Annotated in this window: 20 protein-coding genes; 12 read left to right on the plus strand and 8 right to left on the minus strand. The window is 65.6% G+C overall.

The window, feature by feature from the left end; genetic code table 11:
* Nucleotides 1–229 precede the first annotated feature (229 nt).
* Together metH and ACFOOL_RS14350 are read left to right on the plus strand one after the other, a co-directional pair.
* Nucleotides 230–3,991, plus strand: a complete 3,762-nt coding sequence (metH, locus tag ACFOOL_RS14345) for a methionine synthase (RefSeq protein WP_380097922.1) — start codon at nt 230–232, stop codon at nt 3,989–3,991.
* Complete coding sequence (locus ACFOOL_RS14350) at nt 3,988–4,344, plus strand: hypothetical protein (RefSeq protein ID WP_380097924.1); 357 nt, start codon at nt 3,988–3,990, stop codon at nt 4,342–4,344. Before metH ends, ACFOOL_RS14350 begins: the two co-directional genes overlap by 4 nt.
* Here ACFOOL_RS14350 and ACFOOL_RS14355 read toward each other — a convergent pair.
* Both ACFOOL_RS14355 and folD read right to left on the minus strand, forming a co-directional pair.
* A complete protein-coding gene (locus ACFOOL_RS14355) occupies nt 4,341–4,883 on the minus strand; it encodes a DUF1643 domain-containing protein (RefSeq protein WP_380097925.1) in 543 nt (180 codons plus the stop codon). The genes ACFOOL_RS14350 and ACFOOL_RS14355 overlap by 4 nt on opposite strands.
* Nucleotides 4,880–5,782 carry a bifunctional methylenetetrahydrofolate dehydrogenase/methenyltetrahydrofolate cyclohydrolase FolD gene (gene folD, locus ACFOOL_RS14360; protein ID WP_380097926.1) on the minus strand — a complete coding sequence of 301 codons (903 nt, stop codon included), beginning with the start codon at nt 5,780–5,782 and terminating at the stop codon, nt 4,880–4,882. Before folD ends, ACFOOL_RS14355 begins: the two co-directional genes overlap by 4 nt.
* Before the next feature lie 75 nt (nt 5,783–5,857).
* On the opposite strand from folD, the gene ACFOOL_RS14365 reads away from it, so the two are divergent.
* The gene (locus ACFOOL_RS14365) at nt 5,858–6,469 is read left to right on the plus strand and encodes a DUF1176 domain-containing protein (RefSeq protein ID WP_380097927.1); all 612 of its coding nucleotides are present in this window, start codon (nt 5,858–5,860) and stop codon (nt 6,467–6,469) included.
* Nucleotides 6,470–6,803: 334 nt separating this feature from the next.
* On the plus strand, nt 6,804–8,279 hold the full coding sequence (locus ACFOOL_RS14370) for an AMP nucleosidase (protein WP_380097928.1): 1,476 nt from the start codon (nt 6,804–6,806) through the stop codon (nt 8,277–8,279).
* Nucleotides 8,280–8,340: 61 nt separating this feature from the next.
* On the opposite strand, the gene eno is transcribed toward ACFOOL_RS14370, so the two are convergent.
* The 5 genes from eno to tpiA all read right to left on the minus strand — a co-directional run bounded on the left by eno (nt 8,341) and on the right by tpiA (nt 13,050).
* Nucleotides 8,341–9,618 carry a phosphopyruvate hydratase gene (gene eno / locus ACFOOL_RS14375; RefSeq protein ID WP_380097929.1) on the minus strand — a complete coding sequence of 426 codons (1,278 nt, stop codon included), beginning with the start codon at nt 9,616–9,618 and terminating at the stop codon, nt 8,341–8,343.
* A 145-nt stretch (nt 9,619–9,763) separates the two neighbouring features.
* Nucleotides 9,764–9,940 carry a DUF4169 family protein gene (locus ACFOOL_RS14380; RefSeq protein WP_380097930.1) on the minus strand — a complete coding sequence of 59 codons (177 nt, stop codon included), beginning with the start codon at nt 9,938–9,940 and terminating at the stop codon, nt 9,764–9,766.
* A 2-nt stretch (nt 9,941–9,942) separates the two neighbouring features.
* The gene (locus ACFOOL_RS14385; protein WP_380097931.1) at nt 9,943–11,571 is read right to left on the minus strand and encodes a CTP synthase; all 1,629 of its coding nucleotides are present in this window, start codon (nt 11,569–11,571) and stop codon (nt 9,943–9,945) included.
* 111 nt (nt 11,572–11,682) lie between these two features.
* Nucleotides 11,683–12,153 (minus strand): preprotein translocase subunit SecG, encoded by a 471-nt coding sequence (gene secG / locus ACFOOL_RS14390; protein ID WP_380097932.1) that lies wholly within the window; start codon nt 12,151–12,153, stop codon nt 11,683–11,685.
* A 144-nt stretch (nt 12,154–12,297) separates the two neighbouring features.
* Complete coding sequence (gene tpiA / locus ACFOOL_RS14395; RefSeq protein WP_380097934.1) at nt 12,298–13,050, minus strand: triose-phosphate isomerase; 753 nt, start codon at nt 13,048–13,050, stop codon at nt 12,298–12,300.
* A 123-nt stretch (nt 13,051–13,173) separates the two neighbouring features.
* On the opposite strand from tpiA, the gene ACFOOL_RS14400 reads away from it, so the two are divergent.
* From ACFOOL_RS14400 to ACFOOL_RS14430, 7 genes are all read left to right on the plus strand, one after another.
* A complete protein-coding gene (locus ACFOOL_RS14400; RefSeq protein WP_380097935.1) occupies nt 13,174–15,048 on the plus strand; it encodes a peptidylprolyl isomerase in 1,875 nt (624 codons plus the stop codon).
* A 35-nt stretch (nt 15,049–15,083) separates the two neighbouring features.
* Complete coding sequence (gene trpE / locus ACFOOL_RS14405; protein WP_380097936.1) at nt 15,084–16,592, plus strand: anthranilate synthase component I; 1,509 nt, start codon at nt 15,084–15,086, stop codon at nt 16,590–16,592.
* Nucleotides 16,593–16,780: 188 nt separating this feature from the next.
* Complete coding sequence (locus tag ACFOOL_RS14410) at nt 16,781–17,380, plus strand: anthranilate synthase component II (RefSeq protein ID WP_380097938.1); 600 nt, start codon at nt 16,781–16,783, stop codon at nt 17,378–17,380.
* On the plus strand, nt 17,377–18,396 hold the full coding sequence (trpD, locus tag ACFOOL_RS14415; protein WP_380097939.1) for an anthranilate phosphoribosyltransferase: 1,020 nt from the start codon (nt 17,377–17,379) through the stop codon (nt 18,394–18,396). The genes ACFOOL_RS14410 and trpD overlap by 4 nt, the downstream gene beginning before the upstream one ends.
* On the plus strand, nt 18,393–19,208 hold the full coding sequence (gene trpC / locus ACFOOL_RS14420; RefSeq protein ID WP_380097941.1) for an indole-3-glycerol phosphate synthase TrpC: 816 nt from the start codon (nt 18,393–18,395) through the stop codon (nt 19,206–19,208). Before trpD ends, trpC begins: the two co-directional genes overlap by 4 nt.
* Entirely contained in the window at nt 19,208–19,690 is a 483-nt protein-coding gene (moaC, locus tag ACFOOL_RS14425) for a cyclic pyranopterin monophosphate synthase MoaC (protein ID WP_380097942.1), read from the plus strand. Before trpC ends, moaC begins: the two co-directional genes overlap by 1 nt.
* Nucleotides 19,687–20,889 carry a molybdopterin molybdotransferase MoeA gene (locus tag ACFOOL_RS14430; protein ID WP_380097943.1) on the plus strand — a complete coding sequence of 401 codons (1,203 nt, stop codon included), beginning with the start codon at nt 19,687–19,689 and terminating at the stop codon, nt 20,887–20,889. Before moaC ends, ACFOOL_RS14430 begins: the two co-directional genes overlap by 4 nt.
* A 97-nt stretch (nt 20,890–20,986) precedes the next feature.
* On the opposite strand, the gene ACFOOL_RS14435 is transcribed toward ACFOOL_RS14430, so the two are convergent.
* Nucleotides 20,987–21,883 (minus strand): tetratricopeptide repeat protein, encoded by an 897-nt coding sequence (locus ACFOOL_RS14435; protein ID WP_380097945.1) that lies wholly within the window; start codon nt 21,881–21,883, stop codon nt 20,987–20,989.
* A 618-nt stretch (nt 21,884–22,501) separates the two neighbouring features.
* On the opposite strand from ACFOOL_RS14435, the gene ACFOOL_RS14440 reads away from it, so the two are divergent.
* Complete coding sequence (locus tag ACFOOL_RS14440) at nt 22,502–24,340, plus strand: ABC transporter ATP-binding protein (RefSeq protein ID WP_380097946.1); 1,839 nt, start codon at nt 22,502–22,504, stop codon at nt 24,338–24,340.
* Nucleotides 24,341–24,367 lie beyond the last annotated feature (27 nt).

Below are 24,367 nucleotides of genomic sequence, written 5' to 3' on the forward strand. Positions count from 1 at the left end.
CGGAACTCTCGCGCGGAAAGATAACCTTCCCCGGCGCGTCTTCACATAAAGGAACAATTTTCTGGTTTAGGAGCGGTTAAGATCAACGGCGCGTTAGCATCGTGGGTGGCATTTTCATTGAAATGCGCCATTCGCCGGTCATGCTTGGACCTTGACTGATATAAAGATATCTTTATGTGATGCCTCAAGCGCCCGTACGCGCCATCAATCCAGAAAGAGAGGACGGCAGATGAGCCCCTCCCCCGCCCCGATCGACGATCCCGTCCTGCCCGACTGGAAGGAGGTGCGTTCCGCCTTGGCGAGCGCCATGCGGGAGCGCATCCTGATCCTCGACGGCGCCATGGGAACGATGATCCAGCGGCTGGGGCTTGCCGAAGAGAATTTTCGCGGCGAGCGGTTCAAGGACTGGTCGGTGCCGCTCAAGGGCAATAACGACCTGTTGGTGCTCACCGAGCCGCAGATGATCGAGGATATCCACTACGCCTATTTCAAGGCCGGTGCCGATATCGTCGAGACCAATACGTTTTCGGCCACTTCGGTGGCGCAGGCCGACTATGCCTGCGAAAGCGCGGTCTATGACATCAATTATCAGGGAGTGATGGTAGCGCGCCGGGCTGCGCTGCGGGCCCAGGCCGAGGACGGCCGGAGGCGATTCGTCGCCGGAGCGCTGGGGCCGACCACCAAGACCTCCTCCATGTCCACCGACGTGACCAATCCCGGCCATCGTTCCATCACCTTCGACCAGCTGGTGGCGGCCTATGGCGAGGCCTTGCGCGGGCTGATCGACGCCGGCGCGGACCTCTTGCTGTTCGAGACCATCACCGACACGCTCAACACCAAGGCCGGCATTTTCGCCGCCCGCCGCCTGTTCGATGAGCGCGGCATCGACGTGCCGATCATGCTCTCGGGCACCATCACCGACCTTTCGGGGCGCACCCTCTCGGGCCAGACGCCCACGGCCTTCTGGTATTCGGTCCGTCATGCCAATCCGCTGACCATCGGGCTCAACTGCGCCCTCGGCGCCGATCTGATGCGCGACCACATCTCCGAGCTTGCGGCGGTGGCCGACACCTTCATCTGCGCCTATCCCAATGCCGGCCTGCCCAATGAGATGGGCGCCTATGACGAGACGCCCGAACAGATGGCGGCGCAGTTGCAGACCTTCGCCAGCGACGGGCTGCTCAATATCGTGGGCGGGTGCTGCGGCTCGACCCCAGATCACATCAGGGCGATCGCCGAGACCGTGCGGCAATATTCGCCGCGCAAAGTTCCCCATGCCGAGCGCCGGCTGCGGCTCTCCGGGCTGGAAGCCTTCACGCTGACCAAGGACATTCCCTTCGTCAATGTGGGCGAGCGCACTAACGTCACCGGCTCGGCCCGCTTCCGCAAGCTGATCACCGCCGGCGACTACACCGCCGCGCTCGACGTGGCGCGCGACCAGGTAGCCAATGGCGCCCAGATCATCGACATCAACATGGATGAGGGCCTGATCGACAGCAAGCAGGTGATGATCGACTTCCTCAACCTGCTGGCCGCCGAGCCCGATATCGCCAAGGTGCCGCTGATGATCGACTCCTCCAAATGGGAGGTGATCGAGGCCGGGCTGAAATGCGTGCAAGGCAAGGCGCTGGTCAATTCCATCTCGCTCAAGGAAGGCGAGGAAGCCTTCATCCGACAAGCCCGGCTGGTGCGCTCATACGGCGCCGCCGTGGTGGTGATGGCGTTCGATGAGACCGGGCAGGCCGACACTATGGAGCGCAAGGTCGAGATCTGTACGCGCGCCTACAAGATTCTCACCGAAGTGGTCGGCCTCCCCCCCGAGGACATCATTTTCGACCCCAACGTGTTCGCCATCGCCACCGGCATCGAGGAACACAACAATTACGGCGTCGATTTCATCGAGGCGACGCGGGAGATCATCCGGACGCTGCCCCATGTGCATATTTCGGGCGGTATCTCCAATCTTTCCTTCTCGTTCCGCGGCAATGAGCCGGTGCGCGAGGCCATGCATGCGGTGTTCCTCTACTATGCCATCCAGGCGGGCATGGACATGGGCATCGTCAATGCCGGGCAGTTGGCCGTTTACGAGACCATCGACAAGGAGCTGCGCGACGCCTGCGAGGACGTGATCCTCAACCGGCGCGCCGATTCCACCGACCGCATGCTGGACATTGCCGAGCGCTATAGGGGCCAGGGCGGCGGTGCCGGCAAGGCGAGAGACGATAGCTGGCGCGAAATGCCGGTCAACGAGCGCATCACCCATGCGTTGGTCAACGGCATCACCGAATTCATCGAGGCCGATACCGAGGAGGCCAGGCAACAGGCCGAGCGCCCGCTGCACGTCATCGAGGGCCCCTTGATGGCCGGCATGAACGTGGTGGGCGACCTGTTCGGTTCGGGCAAGATGTTCCTGCCGCAGGTGGTCAAGAGCGCCCGGGTGATGAAGCAGGCCGTGGCCTATCTCCTGCCCTATATGGAGGAAGAAAAGGCCCTGACCGGGGCCGTCGAGCGCCAGAGCGCCGGCAAGGTGCTGATGGCGACGGTGAAGGGCGACGTGCACGATATCGGCAAGAATATCGTGGGGGTCGTGCTGGCCTGCAACAATTACGAGATCGTCGATCTGGGCGTCATGGTGCCGCCGCAGAAGATCCTCGAGACGGCGCGGCAGGAGAAGGTCGATATCATCGGACTTTCGGGCCTCATCACCCCGTCGCTGGACGAAATGGTGCACGTCGCCGCCGAGATGGAGCGCGAAGGCTTCGATATTCCCCTGCTCATTGGCGGGGCCACCACCAGCCGCGTGCACACGGCGGTGAAGATCCATCCGCGCTATGCCCGTGGCCAGGCGGTGCATGTCAACGACGCCAGCCGCGCCGTGGGCGTGGTCTCGAACCTGTTGTCGGCCGAGGCCAAGCCCGGCTTCATTGAGCAGGTGCGCGCTGAATATGCCCGAGCCGCTGCCGCGCATGAGCGGGCCGAGGCGGAAAAGAAGCGTCTGCCGCTGCCGGCGGCGCGCGAAAACGCTTTCCGCCCCGATTGGGACGCCTATACGCCGCCCCGGCCAGGCTTTTTCGGCCTGCGCAGCTTCGACGATTTCGACCTGGAGGAACTGTCCGCCTATATCGACTGGACGCCCTTCTTCCAGACCTGGGAGCTCAAGGGCCGGTATCCGGCCATTCTCGAGGACGAGCGGCAGGGCGAGGCGGCGCGGGCGCTCTGGGCCGACGCCAGGAAGATGCTGGCCCGGATCATCGAGGAAAAATGGTTCAGGCCCAAGGCCGTGCTCGGCTTCTGGCCGGCCAATGCGGTGGGTGACGATGTGCGGCTGTTCACCGGCGAGGACCGGAAGGAGGAGCTGGCGACCTTCTATACGCTGCGCCAGCAGCTGACCAAGCGCGACGGCAAGCCCAACATGGCGCTGAGCGACTTCGTCGCCCCGCTCGAAAGCGGCAAGCCCGATTATCTGGGCGGCTTCGTGGTGACGGCGGGCATCGAGGAAGTGGCCATTGCCGAGCGCTTCGAGCGCGCCAACGACGATTATTCCTCCATCCTCGTCAAGGCGCTGGCCGATCGCTATGCCGAGACCCTGGCCGAATTCATGCACCTCAAGGTGCGCCGCGAGCTCTGGGGATACGCCCCCGACGAGGATCTGGCGCCCGACGAGATCATTCTCGAGAAATATCGCGGCATCCGCCCCGCCCCCGGCTACCCGGCCCAGCCCGATCATACGGAAAAGACCACTTTGTTCCGCCTGCTCGACGCCGAGAACACCGTGGGTGTCACCCTCACCGAGAGCTATGCCATGTGGCCCGGGTCCTCGGTCTCCGGTCTCTATTTCTCCCATCCCGACGCCTATTATTTCGGCGTCGCCAAGGTGGAGCGCGACCAGGTGCTCGACTACGCGCAGCGCAAGGGCATGGCAGTGGAGGACGTCGAGCGCTGGCTCGGCCCCATCCTCAACTACATGCCGGGCACGGTGGCCGCGGCATGAGCGAGGTCGTCATCCCCGTCACTCTCCTCACCGCGCCCGGCCAGTTCGTGCCGCTCGATCCCGATACGGCGCTGATCCGGCTGCCGGCCAATTCGGGCCATGGCCATGCCGATGGCGAGGTGTGCATCGCCTGTGCGGCGCAGACCGATGTGCGGGCGCTGCTGCATAATCTTCTCGAGGAACGGCGCCGCGGCCTGCGGCCGCCTTTCACGCGCGTCGTGGTCGACGCCAGCGCCGTCGCCGATCCGCATCAGGTGGTCCTGGCCCTGACCGGAAAACTGCCCGCCCAAGCGCTGCGCGATCACACCGTGGCGCGGAAATTCCATCTGGCTGGATATTCCTCCGCCCCCTAGAACCGGACCAGTGGCGTATCCGCCCGCAGGTAAAGTGGATGCTTGGGCGAGCCGTCGGCATTGGTGCCGAAGCACCAGAGTTCGATGCCGTCCTCGCGCAGCGCTTCGACGATGGCGCGGCCAGCCGGGGCCAGCGCCCGGTTGAGCTTACCATGGCAGAGGACCACCTGCCCCGCCCCGCGCGCGACCCGGCGGATCGTGGGGATATTGGCCTCGGACACCGCCACCACGCCCGGCTGCACCAGCATTTTGGGGTCGGTGGCGCGATAATCGCCAACATTGCATTTGGCCATGCCCGAAAAACCCTCGCGCCGGGCGAAGCTCCATTCGCGGGCACAGGTGGGATCGTCGACATTGGCGTCGGCGGTTGAGGGGTTCATGCCGATGAACATGATGTAGCGCTGGGGAAAGGCGTCTCCGAGCCAGCGGCGCATGAGCTGGCGGTGGCGGCCGTCCGCGCTCATCACCACGTCGCCATGGACGCCCGGGGCGAGACGCAGCCGCACCTTGCCGCCCGGATCGTGGGCCTCGATGGTCATGCCGTGAGGTCGCCCGGGGGTTCGAGGCCGTTGATCAGCGAGGCCGTGGTGATCGTGTTGGCCAGCAGGCAGGCGATGGTCATGGGGCCGACGCCGCCCGGCACCGGGGTGATGGCTGCAGCCACTTCCGCCGCGCCCGCATAATCGACATCCCCGACGAGCCGCGTCTTGCCCTCGCCCTTTTCCGGGGCGGGGACGCGGTTGATGCCGACATCGATGACCACGGCGCCCGGCTTGATCCAGTCGCCCTTGATCATCTGCGGCCGCCCCACGGCGGCGACGACGATATCGGCCCGGCGTACCACCTCGGCGAGGTCGCGCGTGCGGGAATGGGCCACGGTGACGGTGCAGTTGTCGCGCAGCAGAAGCTGCATCATCGGCTTACCCACGAGGTTGGAGCGGCCGACGATGACGGCGTTCTTGCCCTCGAGCGAGCCCAACTCGTCGCGCAGCAACATCAGGCAGCCCAGCGGCGTGCACGAGACCGGGCCGGGCAACCCGATCTGCACCTTGCCCACATTGGCGGGGGTGAAGCAGTCAACGTCCTTGGCCGGATCGATGGCCTCGATGACCTTGTTGGGATCGATATGGTCCGGCAGTGGCAATTGCACCAATATGCCATGCACGGCGGGGTCGGCATTGAGCTGCTCCACCAGGGCTAGCAACGCGGCCTCGGACGTATCCTCGGGCAGTTCGTGCTTGTAGGAATTCATCCCCACTTCGGCGGTCTGCTTGGCCTTGCTCGCCACATAGACCTGGCTGGCCGGGTCCTCGCCGACGATGACCACGGCGAGGCCCGGCGTGACACCGTGCTCCGCCTTGAGCCGCGCGACATGACCCCCGATACGGCGGCGCAGATCCTCGGCAAAGCGTTTCCCGTCGATGATTTTTGCGGTCATGTCGGCCCCGATCTGCTTGAATGGAGACGCGGGAGGCGAGGCCCCCGCGTTTGGCTTCGACATAAGGGATGCGTGATGATCCGTCCATTGCTTTGCCTGCCGTTCGCCGCGCTTTTGCTGGCAACCCCGGCGCTGGCTCAGGAAACTTCGCTGGAGGAGCGGGCCCGCCAACTGCATGCCCTGGCGGGCGGGGACTGGTGCGACGAGCCGGGCGAGGGCTTCGCGCCCGAGGACGATTTTACCAGTTGGACGCTGACCTACCAGCCGAGCTGGAGCGACGAGGCGCCCGAGGAATCCGTCGATCTGGTGCGGCTCTATTGCATGTCGGGTGCCTATAACGTTACCCACAATTACTATGTCCGGACCGAGTTCGAGGGCTTGCGGCCACTGGCACTGGCCGAGCCCGACTACGACGTTCAATATGAAAACGACGATTACGAGGGAGCGGTGGAGGCTATCACCCTCACCGGCATGATCGCGACCACTACGCTGGTCAATTCCGATTTCGATCCCGACACGGGAAGGCTAGTGTCTTGGTCCAGATGGCGCGGCCTGGGCGATGCCAGTGCTTCGGGAACCTGGGAGTTCCGCGAGGGCAATTTCATCCTGGTGAAATATGATGTCGATGCCAGCTATGACGGGGAGATAAACCCCGAAACCGTATTGGACTACACCGGCGCCCGATAGGCCGGCTCCCCAAAAGCATAGGGGCCGCCGCGGCATCTCTGCCGGGCGGCCCCTATGGGAGTGCGGTCCGCCGCGCTGTTGAGGGCTTGGGGGACAAGCGGGGAACCGCCTCCCGCTCACCGGTTGCATGGGTCGCTTGCGTCGCCGATGAACTGCCCTGAAGATGGGCGTCAATTGCGGCGAGAAAAGAGCGGGTCACCGAACTGTGAAGGCTCGATGAAGTGCGATGGCGGCGCGTTGAGAAGCCGTCATGCGGTCCCTATAGTGAAGGCGAAGAACGATACGATTCCCGCCCGGTCCGGGCTGTTGCGCGGCCGGCATCACGAGGAACAGCATGACCGTACTGAGCCCCCCGCGCCTCGAGAAGCAATCTTTCACCGAGCCGGAGGAGGCCTGGGCCCATATCGCCCGAATCTATCACCGCAATTGCGATTTCATCCGCGGCCATCTCGATGGACTGGCCAGGGGCATCGTGCCTCCCGGGCGGGTGCGGGCCTGTTATCCGCAGGTCGAGGTGCGCTCCACCAGCTACTCCAAGCATGAGAGCACCCTGCCCTACGGCTATCTGCACACGCCCGGTCTCTACCGCACCACGGTGACGGCGCCCGATCTGTTCCGGAACTACCTGCAGGAACAGTTCACCGTGCTGCTGCACAATCACGGCGGAACCATCGATATCGGGGAATCGGACACGCCCATCCCCCTGCATTTCGCCCTCAATCCCCACGAGCATCTGGACGGCGCGGCGATCCATGCGCTGGAAGTGCCGCTACGTGACGTGTTCGATGCCCCCGACCTCGCCAATACCGACGACGAGATCGCCAATGGCACCTATGTGCCGCCGCGCGGCGGGCCCTATCCGCTTTCGGCCTTCACGGCGCCGCGTGTGGATTATTCGCTGTTCCGGCTGACCCATTACACCGGCACCGATGCCGAGCATTTCCAGAACTTCGTGATCTTCACCAATTACCAGTTCTATATCGACGAGTTCTGCCGCGTGGCCAAGGCCTGGATGGCCGAGAAGCATCCCCATTACCGGCGCTTCGTCGAGCCGGGGAACGTCGCCACCGACAACGCGCTGACCGGCGGCGGCGTCACCGGCACCCCGCCGCCCCGCAGCCCCCAGATGCCGGCCTATCACCTGATAGCCGACCGTGGCCGCGGCATCACCATGGTCAATATCGGCGTCGGGCCGGCCAACGCCAAAACCATCACCGACCACATCGCGGTGCTGCGGCCCCATGCCTGGATCATGCTGGGCCACTGCGCCGGCCTTCGCAACAGCCAGGATTTGGGCGACTACGTGCTGGCGCATGCCTATGTGCGCGAGGATCATGTGCTGGATGCCGACCTGCCGCTTTCCGTGCCCATTCCGGCCCTCGCCGAGGTGCAGGTGGCGCTTGAGCAGGCGGTGCATGAAATCACCCAGACCGAGGGTGTCGAAACCAAGAAGATCATGCGCACCGGCACGGTCGCCACTTTCGACAACCGCAACTGGGAACTGCTCGACCAGACCGAGATCACCCGGCGGCTGAGCCAGTCGCGCGCCGTGGCGCTGGACATGGAGAGCGCTACCATCGCGGCCAACGGCTTCCGCTTCCGCGTTCCCTACGGCACGTTGCTGTGCGTTTCCGACAAGCCCCTGCACGGCGAGTTGAAGCTGCCGGGCATGGCGTCCGATTTCTACCGCACCCAGGTCAACCGGCATTTGCAGATCGGCCTGAGGGCGATGGAGATCCTGCGGGACGAGCCGGCCGAACGCCTGCACTCGCGCAAATTGCGCAGCTTTGCGGAAACGGCGTTTCAGTAGTCCTTCTCCAACAAAAAGCCCGGCGTCTCCGCCGGGCTTTCCGTAACGTCATGCGAACCGGTCAGCGGCCCTTGACCACCGAGTAGCCGGCATATTTCGCCGAAGAACCGAGCTGTTCCTCGATGCGGATGAGCTGGTTGTACTTGGCCAGGCGGTCGGAGCGCGACAGCGAGCCGGTCTTGATCTGCCCGCAATTGAGCGCCACCGCCAGATCGGCAATGGTCGAATCCTCGGTTTCCCCCGAGCGGTGCGACATGACCGAAGTATAGGCGGCGCGGTGCGCGGTATCGACGGCGCTGAGCGTCTCGGACAGCGAGCCGATCTGGTTGACCTTGACGAGGATGGAGTTGGCCACGCCCATCTTGATGCCGGATACGAGCCGCGCCGTATTGGTGACGAAGAGATCGTCGCCCACCAGTTGCACCGTCTTGCCGATGGCCTCGGTCAGCGCCTTCCAGCCGTCCCAGTCGTCCTCGGCCATGCCGTCTTCGATGGAGATGATCGGATAGCGGCCCACGAGGTCTTCGAGAAACCGTACGTTCTCGTCGGAAGAGAGCGACTTGCCCTCGCCCGCCATTTCGTATTTTCCGCCCTTGTAATATTCGGTCGCGGCGCAATCGAGACCGAGGAAGACGTCCTCGCCCGGCTTGTAGCCGGCCTTTTCGATCGAGCGCATGATGAAACCCAGCGCTTCGTCGGTGGATTTGAGATTGGGGGCGAAGCCGCCCTCGTCGCCCACATTGGTGTTGTGGCCGTCCTCGGCCAGGCCCTTGCGCAGCGTATGGAATATTTCCGAACCGATGCGGACGGCGTCCGCCAGGCTCGTGGCGCCCACGGGCATGACCATGAATTCCTGCATGTCGATGGGATTGTCGGCATGTTCGCCGCCATTGATGATGTTCATCATCGGCACCGGCAGCACATGGGCGTTCGGGCCGCCGATATAGCGGTAAAGCGGCAGCTCGCTGGATTCGGCGGCGGCCTTGGCCACGGCCAGCGACACACCCAGAATGGCGTTGGCGCCCAGCTTGCCCTTGTTGGCGGTGCCGTCCAGGTCGATCATGGCCTGGTCGATGGCGAGTTGGTCGAGCCCGTCCATGCCCAGGATCTCGTCGGCGATGGTGGTGTTGACGTTCTCGACCGCCTGGGTGACGCCCTTGCCCAGATGCAGCTTGCCGCCGTCGCGTAGCTCGACCGCCTCATGCGCGCCGGTCGAGGCCCCTGAGGGAACGGCGGCGCGGCCGAAGCTGCCATCGTCCAGCACCACATCGACCTCGACGGTCGGATTGCCGCGGCTGTCATAGATCTGGCGGCCGTTGACATGGATGATAGAAGACATTCCTGCCCTTCCTCTTGATTTCCGGGGATGTTCAAGCCTGTCTAGACGCGCCGTGTGACAAGGGAAAGAGGGACAGCACAAAAAACCTCGCGCACAGGCCTCTGCCCTTCATATCCCAAGGCGGCTGCCGCGTGAGGAGGCCCCTTCAATCCTCCCGCTTGTGCCCCTCGACATGCTTGTCTGCCCGGGCCCGTTCCGCGTCCTGCCTCTGCCGCTCCGCCTTGGTGCGGCCGAATTTGAGCCGGTTGGCCTCCGCCTTCGCTTCTTTTTCGGCGCGGGCCCTGGCCTTGCGGGCAGTTCGAAGATTGATCGGCTCCGCCATGGCTAGACCAGCCGGCTCTGGTCCAGCGCGGCGGCAACGAAGCTGGTGAAGAGCGGGTGCGGCTCGAAGGGTTTCGACTTCAGCTCGGGATGGAACTGCACGCCGATGAACCAGGGATGGTCGGTGCGCTCGACGATCTCGGGCAGCTTGCCGTCGGGCGAGACGCCGGAGAACAGCAATCCGTTCTTTTCCAGCACTTTGCGATAATCCATGTTCACCTCGTAGCGGTGGCGATGGCGCTCGGAAATGCGGGTGGTGCCATAGATGTCGGCGACGCGCGAGCCGCGGGTGAGCTGGGCCGGGTAGGCGCCCAGGCGCAGCGTGCCGCCCAGATCGCCTTCGGCAGAGCGGCTTTCCGTCTCGTTGCCCTTCACCCATTCGGTCATCATGCCGACGATGGGCTCCTTGGTGGGCCCGAATTCGGTAGAGGAGGCGTTCTTGATACCGGCCGTGTTGCGCGCCGCCTCGATGCAGGCCATCTGCATGCCGAAACAGATGCCGAAATAGGGCACGTCCTTGATCCGGGCGAACCGGGCCGCCTCGATCTTGCCGGCCGAGCCGCGCTCGCCGAACCCGCCCGGCACCAGTATGCCGTGCACATGCTCGAGATAGGGCGCCGGCTCGTCGCGCTCGAAGACTTCCGAGTCGATCCATTGCAGATTGACCTTGATCTTATTGGCGATGCCGCCATGGATCAGGGCTTCCGAGAGCGATTTATAGGCGTCCTTGAGGCCGGTATACTTGCCCACGATGGCGATGTTCACCTCGCCTTCGGGATTGTGGTAGCGGCGCGATACCTCTTCCCAGACGCTCAGGTCGGGCTCGGGCGCATCGGCGATGCCGAAGGCGGCGAGGATTTCCCGGTCGAGGCCTTCCCGGTGATAGGCGATCGGCACATCGTAGATGGAGGCGACGTCGAGGCCTTGGATGACGGCGCTTTCGCGCACATTGCAGAACAGCGACAGCTTCTTCTTCTCGCCGTCCGGGATGGGGCGGTCGCAGCGCACCAGCAGCACGTCCGGGGCGATGCCGATGGATCGCAGTTCCTTGACCGAATGCTGGGTCGGCTTGGTCTTCAATTCCCCCGCCGAGGGGATATAGGGCATCAGCGTCAGGTGCAGATAGGCGGCATGGCCGCGCGGCAGTTCGTTGCCGAGCTGGCGGATGGCCTCGAAGAAGGGCAGTCCTTCGATATCGCCCACCGTGCCGCCGATCTCGACCAGCACGAAATCGAAATCCTCGTTTCCCTCCAGCACGAAATCCTTGATGGCGTCGGTGACGTGCGGAATCACCTGCACGGTGGCGCCGAGGAATTCGCCCCTGCGCTCCTTGGCCAGCAATTCCGAATAGATGCGGCCCGAGGTGATGTTGTCGCGCCGATTGGCCGCCCTGCCGGTGAAGCGCTCGTAATGCCCCAGGTCGAGGTCCGTTTCCGCCCCGTCATCGGTGACGAAGACCTCGCCGTGCTGGGTGGGCGACATCGTTCCCGGATCGACGTTGAGATAGGGGTCGAGCTTCCTCAGGCGGACCTTGTAGCCGCGTGCCTGCAGCACCGCGCCGAGCGCCGCCGAAGCCAGACCTTTGCCAAGGGAGGAAACCACGCCTCCGGTGATAAAAACGTACCGAGCCATGGGCGATCACCATAAGCATATCAGAAACGATTCGCGGAAGTGCCTCCGCGCGCTACACAAAAGAATAAGGGGATGTTGCCATCCCCTTTTCCCGTTTCGCCTCTCGGCGGGTCAGTTGCCCTCGGGCGCGGCGGGCGTTTCGCTGGGAGCCGCGGGGGCGGTGTCGGTGCCTGCGGCGGGAGCCTGCGGAACCGGCAGGTCGCTCTCGATGCCGCCCGGCGCCGGCGTCTGCGCCTCGGCGGGCAGCGGCAGGTCGGAGAAGTCGCCCTGCATGGCGTTGAGCGCGTCCAGGACCGTCGCCGGCTGCTGGCCGTCGGGCATGGTGACGGCGCTGTCCAGGATGCCGCTGGTGCCACGGTCGAACTCGCTCAGCACGGTCAGGCCGATGGCCGCGGCGAAAAACAGCGTCGCCAGGATCGCCGTGGTGCGGGTGAGTAGATTGGCCGAGCCGCGCGCGGTCATCAGCCCGCCGCCGCCCCCGCCGCCGATCCCCAACGCGCCGCCTTCGGACCGCTGGATCAGGATAACGACGATCAGCGCCAGCGCGATCAGCAGATAGGCGACGAGCAGAACGTTGGCCATGAAATTCTTGTCTTCGCTTCGGGCCGGGTCCCGCGCCGAGGCCGGACCCAGGGTTCATGAGGATGCGGGGTCATACACCCCTCGAACGGCGAATACCAGCCGATTGCGGCGATTTTCGCCGCGATCGGGGCATGAGCCGTCCTGCTATACGGCGGAGATAATCGTATAGAAGTCTTTTGCCAAGAGGCTGGCACCGCCCACCAGCCCGCCATTGACGTTCTCGACCGCCAGGATCTCGCGGGCATTGTGGGGTTTCAGCGAGCCGCCATAGAGAATGCGGATGATCTGCCCCCGCTCGCCGAACCGCTCCACCAGCCGGTCTCGGATGACTCTGTGAATCTGGGCGATCTCCTCGAGGCTCGGCGTGCGGCCGGTGCCGATGGCCCAGATGGGTTCGTAGGCGACGATGATCTCGTGCTGCTCGGCCGCGTCGGGAATGGCTCCGTCGATCTGGGCGATGACCACCGCCTCGGCATCGCCGGCATCGCGCTGCTGCTCGGTTTCGCCCACGCAGATGATCGGCTTGAGCCCGGCCCCAATGGCCGCTTCGGCCTTGGCGCGCACCTCATCGTCCGTTTCCGCGTGATCGGTGCGGCGCTCCGAATGGCCCACGATCACATATTGCGCGCCCGCATCGGCCAGCATCCCGGCGGCGATGTCGCCGGTATGGGCGCCCGAGGCATTGACGTGGCAGTCCTGCCCCCCCGCGATGATGCCGCTGGAGGCGCCCTGGGCGGCCACTGCGGCGAGCAGCGTTGCGGGCGGACAGACGACGACGAGGGCCCGGGGCGCCTCGCCGGCAGTCAGCAGCCGCGCCAGCTCAGTCAACTCTCCCAGCGAATGGGTGAGCCCGTTCATCTTCCAGTTTCCGGCGATCAGCGGTGAGATGGTCGTCAATCTTGCTACTCCTGCCTCTTGCGCCGGAGAGGGCTTTGCCCTAACCCCGGCTGTCGGATTGTCTTAGTAGTCTGCCCTTGCTTCTTTGGCAAAGGGTCGGCCCCTGAACTGGAACGCTCGAAGATGCTCGATGGTTTGCGTGATTTTGCAAAATCCTGGCCGGGAAAGATCATGGGAGGCTTCCTTTTGGTCGGGCTCGCAGGGTTCGGCATCAACAATGTGATCCTCGATCTGGGCAGCAATACCGTCGCGCGTGTCGGCAGCGAGGAAATCAACGCCCGCGAATTCCTGCGCGCCTATCAATCCCAGGTGAGCCGCGTGGCCACCCAGCTTGGCTCGGTTCCTACCACCAGCCAGGCCGAAGCCATGGGCCTCCCCTCCGCCGTGCTGCTGGGCCTGTCCGAAAGCGCCGCGCTCGACCTGCTCGCCAATCAGTTCGGCTTGGGCGTATCCGATGCCAAGCTGGCCCAGATGCTGCGCCAGGACCCTTCCTTCCACGGCACGCTGGGCACGTTCGAACCCGGCATCTTCAATCAGGTTCTGCAGGGCGCCGGCTGGACCGAGACCGAATATTTCGAGGCCCGCGGCAGCGAAGCGCGGCGCGAGCAGATCCTCCGCGCGGTGCTGGCCGACACCGCCCTACCCGCCGTCGCCACCGATCTCATCAACGACTACGCCGCCTCCACCCGCACTATCGACTACATCACGCTGAGCGATGCCAATGTCGAGCCGCCGGCGGCGCCCACCGAAGCGGAGCTGGCGGCCTATCTGGCCGAACATCAAGGCGAATATCGCACGGTCGAGACCCGCACCGTGACGCTGCTGGATCTTTCCGTCGCCTCGCTCGCCGCCACCCTGACAGTGGACGATGCCCAGATCGCCGCCGAATATGAGCGTATCCGCGCGACGCTGACGACGCCCGAGCGCCGCACCATCGAACAGCTGCCGCTGAACACGCCCGAATTGGAAGCGCAGTTCGAGGCAGGCCTCGCAGCCGGCACGGATTTCGGCACGCTGATTGCGGAAGTCGGCCTGACGCCCTCGAGCCTGGGCACTCTCACGCGTGGCGAAGTGACCGATGCACGCCTCGCCGAGGCCGCTTTTGGCCTCGATGAGGGCGGTTTCGCCATCATTGCGGGCGTGGGCGGCAAGCGCGCCGTGCATGTCGCCGAAATCCAGCCCGAACGCGCCCCCACGCTGGAGGAGGCGCGCGACGATATCGCCGAAAACCTCGCCACCGCCACCGCGCGCAACCGCGTCAATGAGGTTCTGGACCAGATCGAGGAATTGCGCGCCGCCTTCCGGCCGATCGAGGAAATCGGCGAGCGCTTCGACCTGCCGGTTCGCAAGCTCGACGTGACTTCGGGCGGGGCCGAGCTGGCCGCGGTGCCGGATCTTGATCCTTCCGACTATCAGCGGGTCGCTCAGGCGATCTTCGCCGCGCATCAGGACCGCCTGATCCCCGCCGTGATGCTGAGCGGCAGTGCCCATATCTGGTTCGACCTGGACGAAATCGCCCCGGCCCGCGACCAGACCCTGGACGAAGTGCGCGACGCCGTCGAAACCGCCCTGCTCGAGGAGCGCACCCATAATGCCCTGCTGGCGTTGGGCGAGGACATCGTCGGCCGTCTTGAGGAGGGCGAGGCGCTGGCCGATATCGCCATGTCGCTCAACGTCTTCCCGCAGATCAGCACCGCCTTTTCGCGCTTCGGCTCCGATGATGGTACCATCGACCCCGTGGTCGCCTCGGCCGCCTTCTCGGGCGGCCCGGACCACCGGGGTTCGGTCGTGAGCCAGGGCGGCGATTTCATCGTCTTCGAGGTCGTGGACGGCACCGAGCCTTCCGAGCCGCTGGATGCCGGCACCGTCGCCAGCATCGACGACGAAGCGAGGGTGGGCCTTTACTCCGAATTCATCGCGGCGATCCGCGACGATGCCGGCCTGCGGGTCAACCAGCAGGCGCTGACCCAGCTTCTCGAGCAGAATTACGGCCAATAGAGCCGGCCGCCATCCCCAACCGGAACCAGAGCAAGATGGACGACGAGTTTTCCAAGCGCTTTACCGAGCAATACGATGCCGGAAAGTCTGGAATCGTCTGGCGCCGCATCGTGGCGGATCTGGAAACACCGGTCGGGACGTACCTGAAGCTCGCGGAAGGCCGCCATCATTCCTTCCTGCTCGAGAGCGTTCAGGACGGCACGACGCGCGGCCGCTATTCGATCATCGGCCTGCTGCCCGACCTGATCCTCAAGGTCGAGGACGGCAAGGCCGCCATCAACCGGAACGCGCAACTCGCGCCGGACGCTTTCGAGCCCATGCCCGACATGCCGCTCGACGCGTTGCGCGAGCTGGTGGCGGAAAGCCGCATCGAGGTCCCCGAAGGTCTGCCGCCGCAATCGGCCGGCATTTACGGCTATCTCGGCTATGAGATGGTCCGCTACATGGAGCATCTGCCCACCGACAAAGCGGAAGAACTGGGCACGCCCGAGGCGGTGCTGATGCGTCCCTCCCTGCTGGCCATTTTCGACACGCTCAAGGACGAACTCTATCTGACCGCCCCGGTCCATGTGCGCCCCGGCGTCAGCGCCGCTCAGGCTCTTGCCGCCGCCGAAAGCCGCATCGACGACGCCATCGCGCGCCTGTCCCGCGCCATGCCGGCGACGCCCGCCCTGCCCGATCTCGAATCCATCACCGTCACCAGCAATACGACGCGCGACGAATATTTCTCCATGGTGGCGAAGGCCAAGGACTATATCGGCGCCGGCGATATTTTTCAGGTGGTGTTGAGCCAGCGCTTCTCGGCCGACTTCACCTTGCCGCCCACGGCGCTCTACAGGGCGCTGCGGCGCACCAATCCCAGCCCCTATATGTATTTCCTCGATTTCGGCGGCTTTGCCATCGCCGGGTCAAGCCCGGAAATCCTGGTGCGGGTGCAGGACGGGGAGGTGACCATCCGCCCCATTGCCGGCACTCGCAAGCGCGGCTCGACCCCCACGCGGGATCAGGAACTGGCCGCCGAACTGCTCAGCGACCCCAAGGAACTGGCCGAGCACCTGATGCTGCTCGATCTGGGCCGCAACGATGTGGGCCGCGTCGCCCGCACCGGCACGGTGAAGGTCACCGATCAGTTCTTCCTCGAATATTATTCCCACGTCATGCACATCGTCTCCAATGTGGTCGGCGTGCTGGACCCGCAATATGATTTCGTGGACGCGCTCTCGGCCGGCTTTCCGGCTGGCACCGTATCCGGCGCCCCCAAGGTGCGGGCCATGGAGATCATCGACGAGCTGGAGAAGTCGCGGCGCGGCGTCTATGGCGGCTGCGTGGGCTATTTCGGCGCCGATGGCACCATGGATACCTGCATCGTGCTGCGCACCGGCATCGTCAAGGACGGGAGGCTGCACGTCCAGTCCGGGGCCGGCATCGTCGCCGACAGCCGGCCCGAGCTCGAGCAGCTCGAATGCGAAAACAAGGCCCGCGCCCTGTTCAGCGCCGCCGAGGAGGCGCTACGTTATGCCGGCGAGGCCGGAGTGGGACAATGAATATGGGGCAGGCTGCAATATTCCCTATCGTCGTCTATGCTCGTTTCCCCTCTATCGTCATTGCCCGGCTTGTCCGGGCAATCCAGGGGGTGCCGCATCATCGCATGGGTGTGGGGAAATCCAGTTTTCGATGGCGGGGCTGGTTCTGAACGGCAGCACCAGAACCACCCTGTTGAGGATCATGTGAAATGACCAGAACCCTCGTCATCGATAATTACGACAGCTTTACCTACAACCTCGTCCATTTCCTCGGGGAACTGGGCGCGGACGTCACCGTCAAGCGCAACGACAAGATCACGCTCGACGAGATCGCCGCTATGGCGCCGGAGGCCGTCGTGCTTTCCCCCGGCCCGCGGACGCCCGGCGAGGCCGGCATCTGCCTCGGGCTCATCGACCGCTTCAAGAGTGAAATCCCCATTCTGGGGGTCTGCCTGGGCCATCAGGCCATCGGCCAGGCCCTGGGCGGCGAAGTCGTTCGCGCCCCCAGCCTCTTCCACGGCAAGACCAGCCGCATCGAGCACACCGGCACGGGACTGTTCCGCGGCCTCAATGCCGGCTTCGAGGCCACCCGCTACCATTCGCTGATCGTGCGCCGGGAAACCCTGCCCGGGGAGCTGGAAGTCACCGCCACCACCGATGACGGGCTCGTCATGGGCATGCAGCACCGGCGCCTGCCGCTCCACGGCGTGCAGTTCCACCCCGAAAGCATCGCCTCCGAGAACGGCCATGCGCTGTTGCAGAATTTCCTGAACCTCGCCCGCGATTTCAACACAGGAAAGGCAGCGTGATGGACATCAGGCAGGCCCTCAACAGGATCGCCGACCGCAAGGACCTGACCGGCGAGGAGATGCGCAGCGTCATGCGCATCATCATGGCCGGCGAGGCCACGCCCGCCCAGACCGGCGCCTTTCTCATGGGCATGCGGGTCAAGGGCGAGACCGTGGGCGAGATCGCCGCCGCCGTCTCCATCCTGCGCGAGCAGATGGTCCCGGTCGCGGCCCCGGAAAACGCCATCGACATCGTGGGTACGGGCGGCGATGGCGTGGGCAGCCTCAACATCTCCACCGCTGCCGCCCTCGTCGTGGCCGGCGCCGGCGTGCCCGTGGCCAAGCATGGTAACAAGGCGCTGTCCTCGCGCTCCGGCTCCTCGCAGGCATTGGAGGCGCTCGGCGTCCGGCTCGATCTCGCCCCCGACGAGATCGGCCGCACCATCGCCGAGGCCGGCATCGGCTTCATGTTCGCGCCGCATCACCATCCCGCCATGCGCCACGTTGGTCCGGCACGTTCGGAAATGGGTGTAAGAACCCTCTTCAACCTCTTGGGTCCCCAAGCCAATCCCGCCGGCGTTCGCCGCTATCTGCTCGGCGTCTATTCCCGGGAATGGGTCGAGCCGGTCGCGGCGGCCCTGCTGGCCAACCGCGCCATCAAGGCCTGGGTGGTGCATTCGAGCGAGGGCCTCGACGAGTTGTCGACCTCCGGCCCGAATTTCGTCGCCCAGATCGCCGGCGGCGATTTGCGCAGCTTCGAACTGCATCCCGAACAGGTCGGCCTCGAGCTGACCGATCCCCGGGATCTGCTGGGCGGCGAGCCGTCCGACAACGCCGCCGCCATTTTGGCCCTTTTCGAGGGCGCGCCCGGCGCCTATCGCGATACCGTGCTGCTCAATGCCGGCGCGGCCTTGCTCGTGGCCGATAAGGTGGCCACAATCGAGGACGGCATTGCCCTGGCGCGCGAGACGATCGACAGCGGCAAGGCCGGACAGACCCTCGCCCGCCTGGTGGCGGCATCGAACGGACGAGCGTGATGACCGATATTCTCAAGCAGATCGAAGCCTATAAGCGCGAGGAGATTGCGGCGGCCAAGACCGCCCGCCCCTGGGCGGAAGTGGTGGCCAAAGCCCATGACCAGCCCCCGCCGCGCGGCTTCGTCGAGGCCATCGAGCGCAAGCGCCGCGATGGCCGCTTCGCCCTCATTGCCGAGGTGAAGAAGGCCAGTCCCTCCAAAGGCCTGATCCGCGCCGATTTCGATCCGGCCCGCATTGCCCGGGCCTATGAAAGCGCCGGCGCCGCCTGCCTGTCCGTGCTCACCGACGGCCCCAGCTTCCAGGGCGCGCCCGATTATCTCGTCGAGGCGCGTGCCGCCACCGCCCTGCCCGCCCTGCGCAAGGATTTTCTCTTCGAGACCTATCAGGTCGCCGAGGCCCGGTCCTGGGGGGGCGACTGCATCCTCGTCATCCTTGCCGCCGTGGGCGATGACGCAGCCCGCTATCTGCTCGACGCCGCCCGCGAATGGGGCATGGATGCGCTGGTGGAGGTGCACGACCAGCCCGAACTGGACCGAGCCCTGTCGCTGGACGCCAAATTCATCGGCATCAACAACCGCAATCTGCGCACCTTCGAGACCACGCTGGACACCACGGTCAATCTGGCGTCCGGCGTACCCGATGACGTGCTGCTGGTCAGCGAAAGCGGCATCGTCACCCATGAGCATGTGCTGATGCTGGAGGAGCGCTGCGGCGTCGGCACCTTCCTCGTCGGGGAAAGCCTGATGCGCCAGCCGGACGTGGCCGCGGCCACCCGCGCCCTGCTCACCGGCGCCCCAGAAATGGCCCGCTGATGGCTGGCGGCGGGCTGACCCATCTCGACGAGAAGGGCCAGGCCCATATCGTCAATATCGGCGGCAAGGCGGTCACCAGGCGGCGCGCCGTGGCTCAGGCGCGGCTCGCCGGCGCGGCCGCGACCATGGCGGCCATATTCGGCGGCGGTCTGCAAAAGGGCGATGCGCTGGCCGTGGCGCGCATTGCCGGCATCATGGCGGCCAAGAAGACCGCCGATTTGATTCCGCTCTGCCACCCCATTCCCCTCACCCGGGTCAGCGTCGAGATCGAGCCCGATGGCGACGCCGCCATCCTCATCCGCGCCACTGCCGAGACTACCGGACGCACCGGCGTCGAGATGGAGGCGCTGGTCGCCGCCTCCACCGCCGCCCTTACCCTTTACGACATGGCCAAGGCGCTGGACCGGGCCATGGTGGTTTCCGACATCTGCCTGCTGGAAAAATCCGGCGGCAGGTCGGGCGACTTCGTGCGGGCGCCGTGAGCCTCCTGCCGGTCGAGGAAGCGCTGGCCGCCATTCTGGCGCGGGTGCCGCCGGTATTGGCAGAGACCGTGCCGCTCGGGGAGGCGCTGGGGCGGGTGCTCGCCGCCCCCGTCGTCGCCACGCACGACCAGCCGCCTTTCGATGCCAGCGCCATGGACGGCTATGCTTTCCGCGCCGCCGATCTCGATGCGGGCAAGCCGCTGCGCGTCGTCGGCATGTCGCAGGCCGGCGCGGGCTTTGCCGGCCGCCTCGGCCCGGGGGAGGCGGTCCGCATCTTCACCGGCGCCCCCCTGCCTCCTGGTGCCGATACCGTCATCATGCAGGAGGAAGCCCGGCGCGAGGACGATCGCGTCGGCTTTTCCGTACCCGCCCGCCCCGGCCACAGCGTGCGCGCCAGGGGCAATGATTTTGCGGAAGGTGCGGTGCTGATCGAGACCGGCGCGCGCCTGACGCCCTTGCGGATCACCGCCGCCGCCACCGCCAATCACGCGGCGTTGAGCGTTGCGAGGCGCCCCCGCATCGCGCTTCTGGCCACCGGCGATGAGCTCGTCCTGCCCGGCGAGCCGCTCGGGCCGGACCGGATCGTCGCCTCGAACTCCTTCGGCCTGGATGCCCTGCTGGCGCCCTATGCCGAAACCGTCGACGATCATGGCATCGCCGCTGATGAAGACGACGCGTTGCGCGCCCGCCTCACCGCCATCCTTGCCGGCGAACCCGATATTCTCGTCACCACCGGCGGCGCCAGCGTCGGCGAGCACGATCTGGTGCAGGACGCGCTCAAAAGTCTCGGTGTGACGCTGGATTTCTGGCGCATCGACATGCGGCCGGGCAAGCCGCTGATGTTTGGCACGCACGGCCGCACGCTGGTATTCGGCTTACCCGGTAACCCGGTTTCCGCCATGGTCACCGCCATCGTCTTCATCAAGCCGGCGCTGCGCGCCTTTCTGGGTCACGCCGAGCCACCGAGCTGGCGCCTCCCCCTCGCCGGCCCGACGCCCGCCAACGGCCCCCGCCGCCATTTCATGCGCGCCCGGCTGGTCCACGGCGCCGGAGGCCCCTCCCTCCTCCCCATCGCCCAGACCGATAGCGGCCACACCTCGTCCCTCGCCGGGGCCGACATGCTCATCGTCCAGCCCGGCCACGACCCCGGCCAGCCCGCCGGCACCATCGTCGAGGCGCTGCCCATCGAGGCTTTCTAGCACTTTCAAGTAGCGCAGCTTCGTCTTTCCCGCGGGTTCCAGGTCCCGCCCCGCTGTCACGCAGCATCGGCGTCCATGGCAGGAAACCCCTGCCGGGTCAGAACTGCGCGGCTGCGGTGAAGCCGGTTTTGGCCATAGCGAGGGCGGCGGCCTGGTCTTCGGGGGTGGCGCGGGCGACGGCATGGGCGAGCAGTTCGTCGGCCCGGGCATAGTCGGGCGTGCCGGTGCAGGTGGTGTGCGCGACGTTGAGCCACATCAGGCCCTCGGCCGGACGGGGGGGATAATTGTCCATGCCGTTGAACAGCAGGTCGCCGAGCTGGGCCTGCGCCAGGCAATGGCCCTTATGCGCCGCCGATTGCAGCCAGCGGGCGCTGAGCGCCGGGCTGAGCCCCAGCCCATCCTCCTGCTGGTAGAGCATGCCGACGCGATATTGCGCCTCGGCATCGCCAAAATAGGTGGCCGCGTGCATCAGCATACGGTGGTATTCGCCGGGATTCTGCGAGACGCCGGCCTCGGGCACGCCGATGCGGAAATACTCGCCCAGCTTGATGAAGGAGGAGGCGACGATATCGGCCTCGAGCCCGCGCGGCGCAGTATCGGCGTGCTGATTGGCGATCTGGGCGAAATAGCCGAAGGCCTTGACCGGGTCCTTGTCGACGCCCTCGCCGTTCTCGTACATGGTGCCCAGCTGCCACAGCGCCAGCGGCCGACCGGCGGCGGCGTCGCTTTCCAGCGCCGACAGATAGGTGTCGTTCGAAACGATCGACCCGCCATCGAGCACGCGCGCGAAATCCAGCGCGGCATCGGCCGCCGTCTGCGCATGGGCGGGGGCGACGGCGCAAAGGGCGAGCAGCAATCCGGCGGCGGCACTGGACAGGGAACGATCCCAACTGGTGCGCATGATACTCCTTTCGCCCATGAAGCCATGGGCGGGCGTGGCAGGCGGTTTCCGTTTTCCCGGACCCGTCGCGGCGAAGGTGACGCCGCTGTTCATTCGTGAGTTTGCCCCTTGGATGATCGCGGGCAAAGCAATGTCTGAACAATCAGTAAACGCGCTTTGTGACCGCATTCGGCCAAACCGATCACAACGGCGCCAGCGGTTCGGCCCCTGGCGACGGGAAAGCTCGGCGTTCAGCGGTCCTGCACTCATATCCACCCGTTCCGGCGTCCTGCCGGCCTCGTGTCTAGAAGCGGGGTGAGCGACGGCTCGAACCGGCCTGCCATATGCAGGACCGGGCCAGAGCAGACACCCGCCCCCGAATGTCCAGACCTCTTGTCTAAAAAGAGATTGTGGCGGGAAATGTCGCCAAACTCTTGATGGCGCGCGCCGTCCCATGGAATCGGGGGTTTTGTTGCCGAATCGTCACAGAGACACAGGTGTGACCGCGCGAGGATTGTGCATCCGCTCCGGTCACCTCATAATTTTGCCCTGAAGCGGCGTGCGTTCTACCGAACGCTGCGCGCCGCTCTCGCTCTTTGTTTGCGCATCGGATGGTCTGAAAACCGCGAGACACTTTCAGTCCGATGCCCTAAGCCGAGCCGCTGGAGGCCAAGATGAGAACGACCCTGTCCAATCGCAAGAACATTCGTCTGCAACAGGACATGGTCATTCATGGCTTCAAAATCCTTCGGCGGAGAACAGCGCGCGCAGCCCGGACCTAGCCGCCTCCTCTCCCGCCTCCTTTCGTTCCGCCGCCCATCCTCCAATCGGGCGCGAGTGCGCTTCGGGCGCTTCCTTTCCTATTATCGGCCGCATCTGCCGCTGCTGATCGCCGACCTGCTGTGCGCCGGGCTGGTGGCGGCCACGGCGCTGGCCCTGCCGCTGCTGGCCAATCTTCTGGTGACCCGCCTGCCGGAACTGGCGGCGGCGCCCGACGCCGTGGCCCAGATCATGGCGCTGGGCGCGGTGATGCTGGGCGTTTTCCTCGTCCAGGCGCTCGCCACCTATTTCGTGGACTATCAGGGCCATGCGATGGGCGCCCGCATCGAGGCGCAGGTGCGCCGGGAGCTGTTCGAGCACTGCCAGAAGCTCTCCTTCGGCTTCTACGACCGGCAGCGCACCGGCCAATTGATGAGCCGCATCGGCAACGACTCGCTCTGGCTGGGCGAACTGTTCCACCACGGCCCCGAGGACGTCGCCATCGGCGTGCTGAAATTCGGTGGCGCCATGGCGGTGCTGGCCTATATCGATCCGGTCATCGCCCTGCTGATCGCTTTTCTGATTCCGTTTGCAATCGGTTACGCGATGCACTTCAACCGCCGGATGAATGTCGCCCTGCGCACCAGCCGGGAGCGGATCGGCGATATCAACGAGCGGATGGAGGACGCGTTGAGCGGCATCCGCGTGGTGCAGTCCTTCGCCAACGAGGCGGACGAGCTGGCCCGTTTCGAGCATGAAAACCGCCGCTTTCTCGAAAGCCGCAAGGCGGGCTATCGCAGCGAAGCGCTCCTGTGGGTGGGCATGGACGGCTTTTCACAACTGGTCACCATCGTGGTGATCGTGGCCGGCACCCTCCGCATCCTCACGGCCGAACTGACGCCGGCCGACCTGCTGACGCTGCTGCTTTGCGTGGGCGTGCTGGTCGATCCGGTGCGGCGGCTGGATAACTTCATCCGCCTCTGGCAGGAGGGCTATACCGGCTTCGTGCGCGCCATGGAACTGCTGGAGGAGGAGCCGGACATCGCCGACCGCCCCGGAGCCCGCCCGCTCGGCCAGGTCGCCGGCGCCATCGGCTTCCGCAATGTCGGCTTCCGCTATGAGGCGGAGGGCCCCCGCGTGCTCGACGGCATCTCCTTCGATATCGCGCCGGGCTCGTTCATCGCGCTGGTGGGCCCCTCCGGCGTCGGCAAGAGCACGCTATGCAGCCTGATCCCGCGATTCTACGACGTGCTGTCGGGCAGCGTCACGCTGGACGGGCAGGACGTGCGCGACGTGACCCTCGCCTCGCTGCGGCGCAATGTCGGGGTGGTGCAGCAGGACGTCTATCTGTTCAGCGGCACGGTGGCGCAGAACCTGCGCTATGGCCGGCCGGGAGCGAGCGAGGATGCGGTGGTCGCGGCGGCCAAAGCCGCCAATGCGCATGACTTCATCATGGCGCTGCCCCAGGGCTACGACACCGATATCGGCCAGCGCGGGGTAAAACTGTCGGGCGGGCAGAAGCAGCGCCTGACCATCGCCCGGGCCTTTCTCAAGGACCCGCCGGTGCTGATCTTCGATGAGGCCACCAGCGCCCTCGACAATGACAGCGAGCGCGCCGTGCAGCAGGCTTTGCCGGGCCTGGCGCGGGGCCGTACCATGCTGGTCATCGCCCACCGCCTCTCCACCATCCGCCACGCCGACCGCATCCTGGTGCTGACGCGCGACGGCATCGTCGAGGACGGGACCCACGCGGCGCTACTGGGAAAAGGCGGCGTCTATGCAGGCCTGCACGGCATGCACGGGCGGATTTGAGGAGCCGCCGGAAAAGGCCCGGCATCG

Origin of the sequence: Devosia honganensis, from assembly GCF_042648785.1 — a bacterium.
Classification (GTDB): Bacteria; Pseudomonadota; Alphaproteobacteria; order Rhizobiales; family Devosiaceae; genus Devosia; species Devosia honganensis.

What these genes read in the sequence shown, in the direction of transcription:
- metH (WP_380097922.1), top strand. Translation starts at nt 230, where the DNA reads ATGAGCCCCTCCCCCGCCCCGATCGACGATCCCGTCCTGCCCGACTGG.
- ACFOOL_RS14350 (WP_380097924.1), top strand. Translation starts at nt 3,988, where the DNA reads ATGAGCGAGGTCGTCATCCCCGTCACTCTCCTCACCGCGCCCGGCCAG.
- ACFOOL_RS14355 (WP_380097925.1), bottom strand. Translation starts at nt 4,883, where the DNA reads ATGACCATCGAGGCCCACGATCCGGGCGGCAAGGTGCGGCTGCGTCTC.
- folD (WP_380097926.1), bottom strand. Translation starts at nt 5,782, where the DNA reads ATGACCGCAAAAATCATCGACGGGAAACGCTTTGCCGAGGATCTGCGC.
- ACFOOL_RS14365 (WP_380097927.1), top strand. Translation starts at nt 5,858, where the DNA reads ATGATCCGTCCATTGCTTTGCCTGCCGTTCGCCGCGCTTTTGCTGGCA.
- ACFOOL_RS14370 (WP_380097928.1), top strand. Translation starts at nt 6,804, where the DNA reads ATGACCGTACTGAGCCCCCCGCGCCTCGAGAAGCAATCTTTCACCGAG.
- eno (WP_380097929.1), bottom strand. Translation starts at nt 9,618, where the DNA reads ATGTCTTCTATCATCCATGTCAACGGCCGCCAGATCTATGACAGCCGC.
- ACFOOL_RS14380 (WP_380097930.1), bottom strand. Translation starts at nt 9,940, where the DNA reads ATGGCGGAGCCGATCAATCTTCGAACTGCCCGCAAGGCCAGGGCCCGC.
- ACFOOL_RS14385 (WP_380097931.1), bottom strand. Translation starts at nt 11,571, where the DNA reads ATGGCTCGGTACGTTTTTATCACCGGAGGCGTGGTTTCCTCCCTTGGC.
- secG (WP_380097932.1), bottom strand. Translation starts at nt 12,153, where the DNA reads ATGGCCAACGTTCTGCTCGTCGCCTATCTGCTGATCGCGCTGGCGCTG.
- ACFOOL_RS14400 (WP_380097935.1), top strand. Translation starts at nt 13,174, where the DNA reads ATGCTCGATGGTTTGCGTGATTTTGCAAAATCCTGGCCGGGAAAGATC.
- trpE (WP_380097936.1), top strand. Translation starts at nt 15,084, where the DNA reads ATGGACGACGAGTTTTCCAAGCGCTTTACCGAGCAATACGATGCCGGA.
- ACFOOL_RS14410 (WP_380097938.1), top strand. Translation starts at nt 16,781, where the DNA reads ATGACCAGAACCCTCGTCATCGATAATTACGACAGCTTTACCTACAAC.
- moaC (WP_380097942.1), top strand. Translation starts at nt 19,208, where the DNA reads ATGGCTGGCGGCGGGCTGACCCATCTCGACGAGAAGGGCCAGGCCCAT.
- ACFOOL_RS14435 (WP_380097945.1), bottom strand. Translation starts at nt 21,883, where the DNA reads ATGAACAGCGGCGTCACCTTCGCCGCGACGGGTCCGGGAAAACGGAAA.
- ACFOOL_RS14440 (WP_380097946.1), top strand. Translation starts at nt 22,502, where the DNA reads ATGGCTTCAAAATCCTTCGGCGGAGAACAGCGCGCGCAGCCCGGACCT.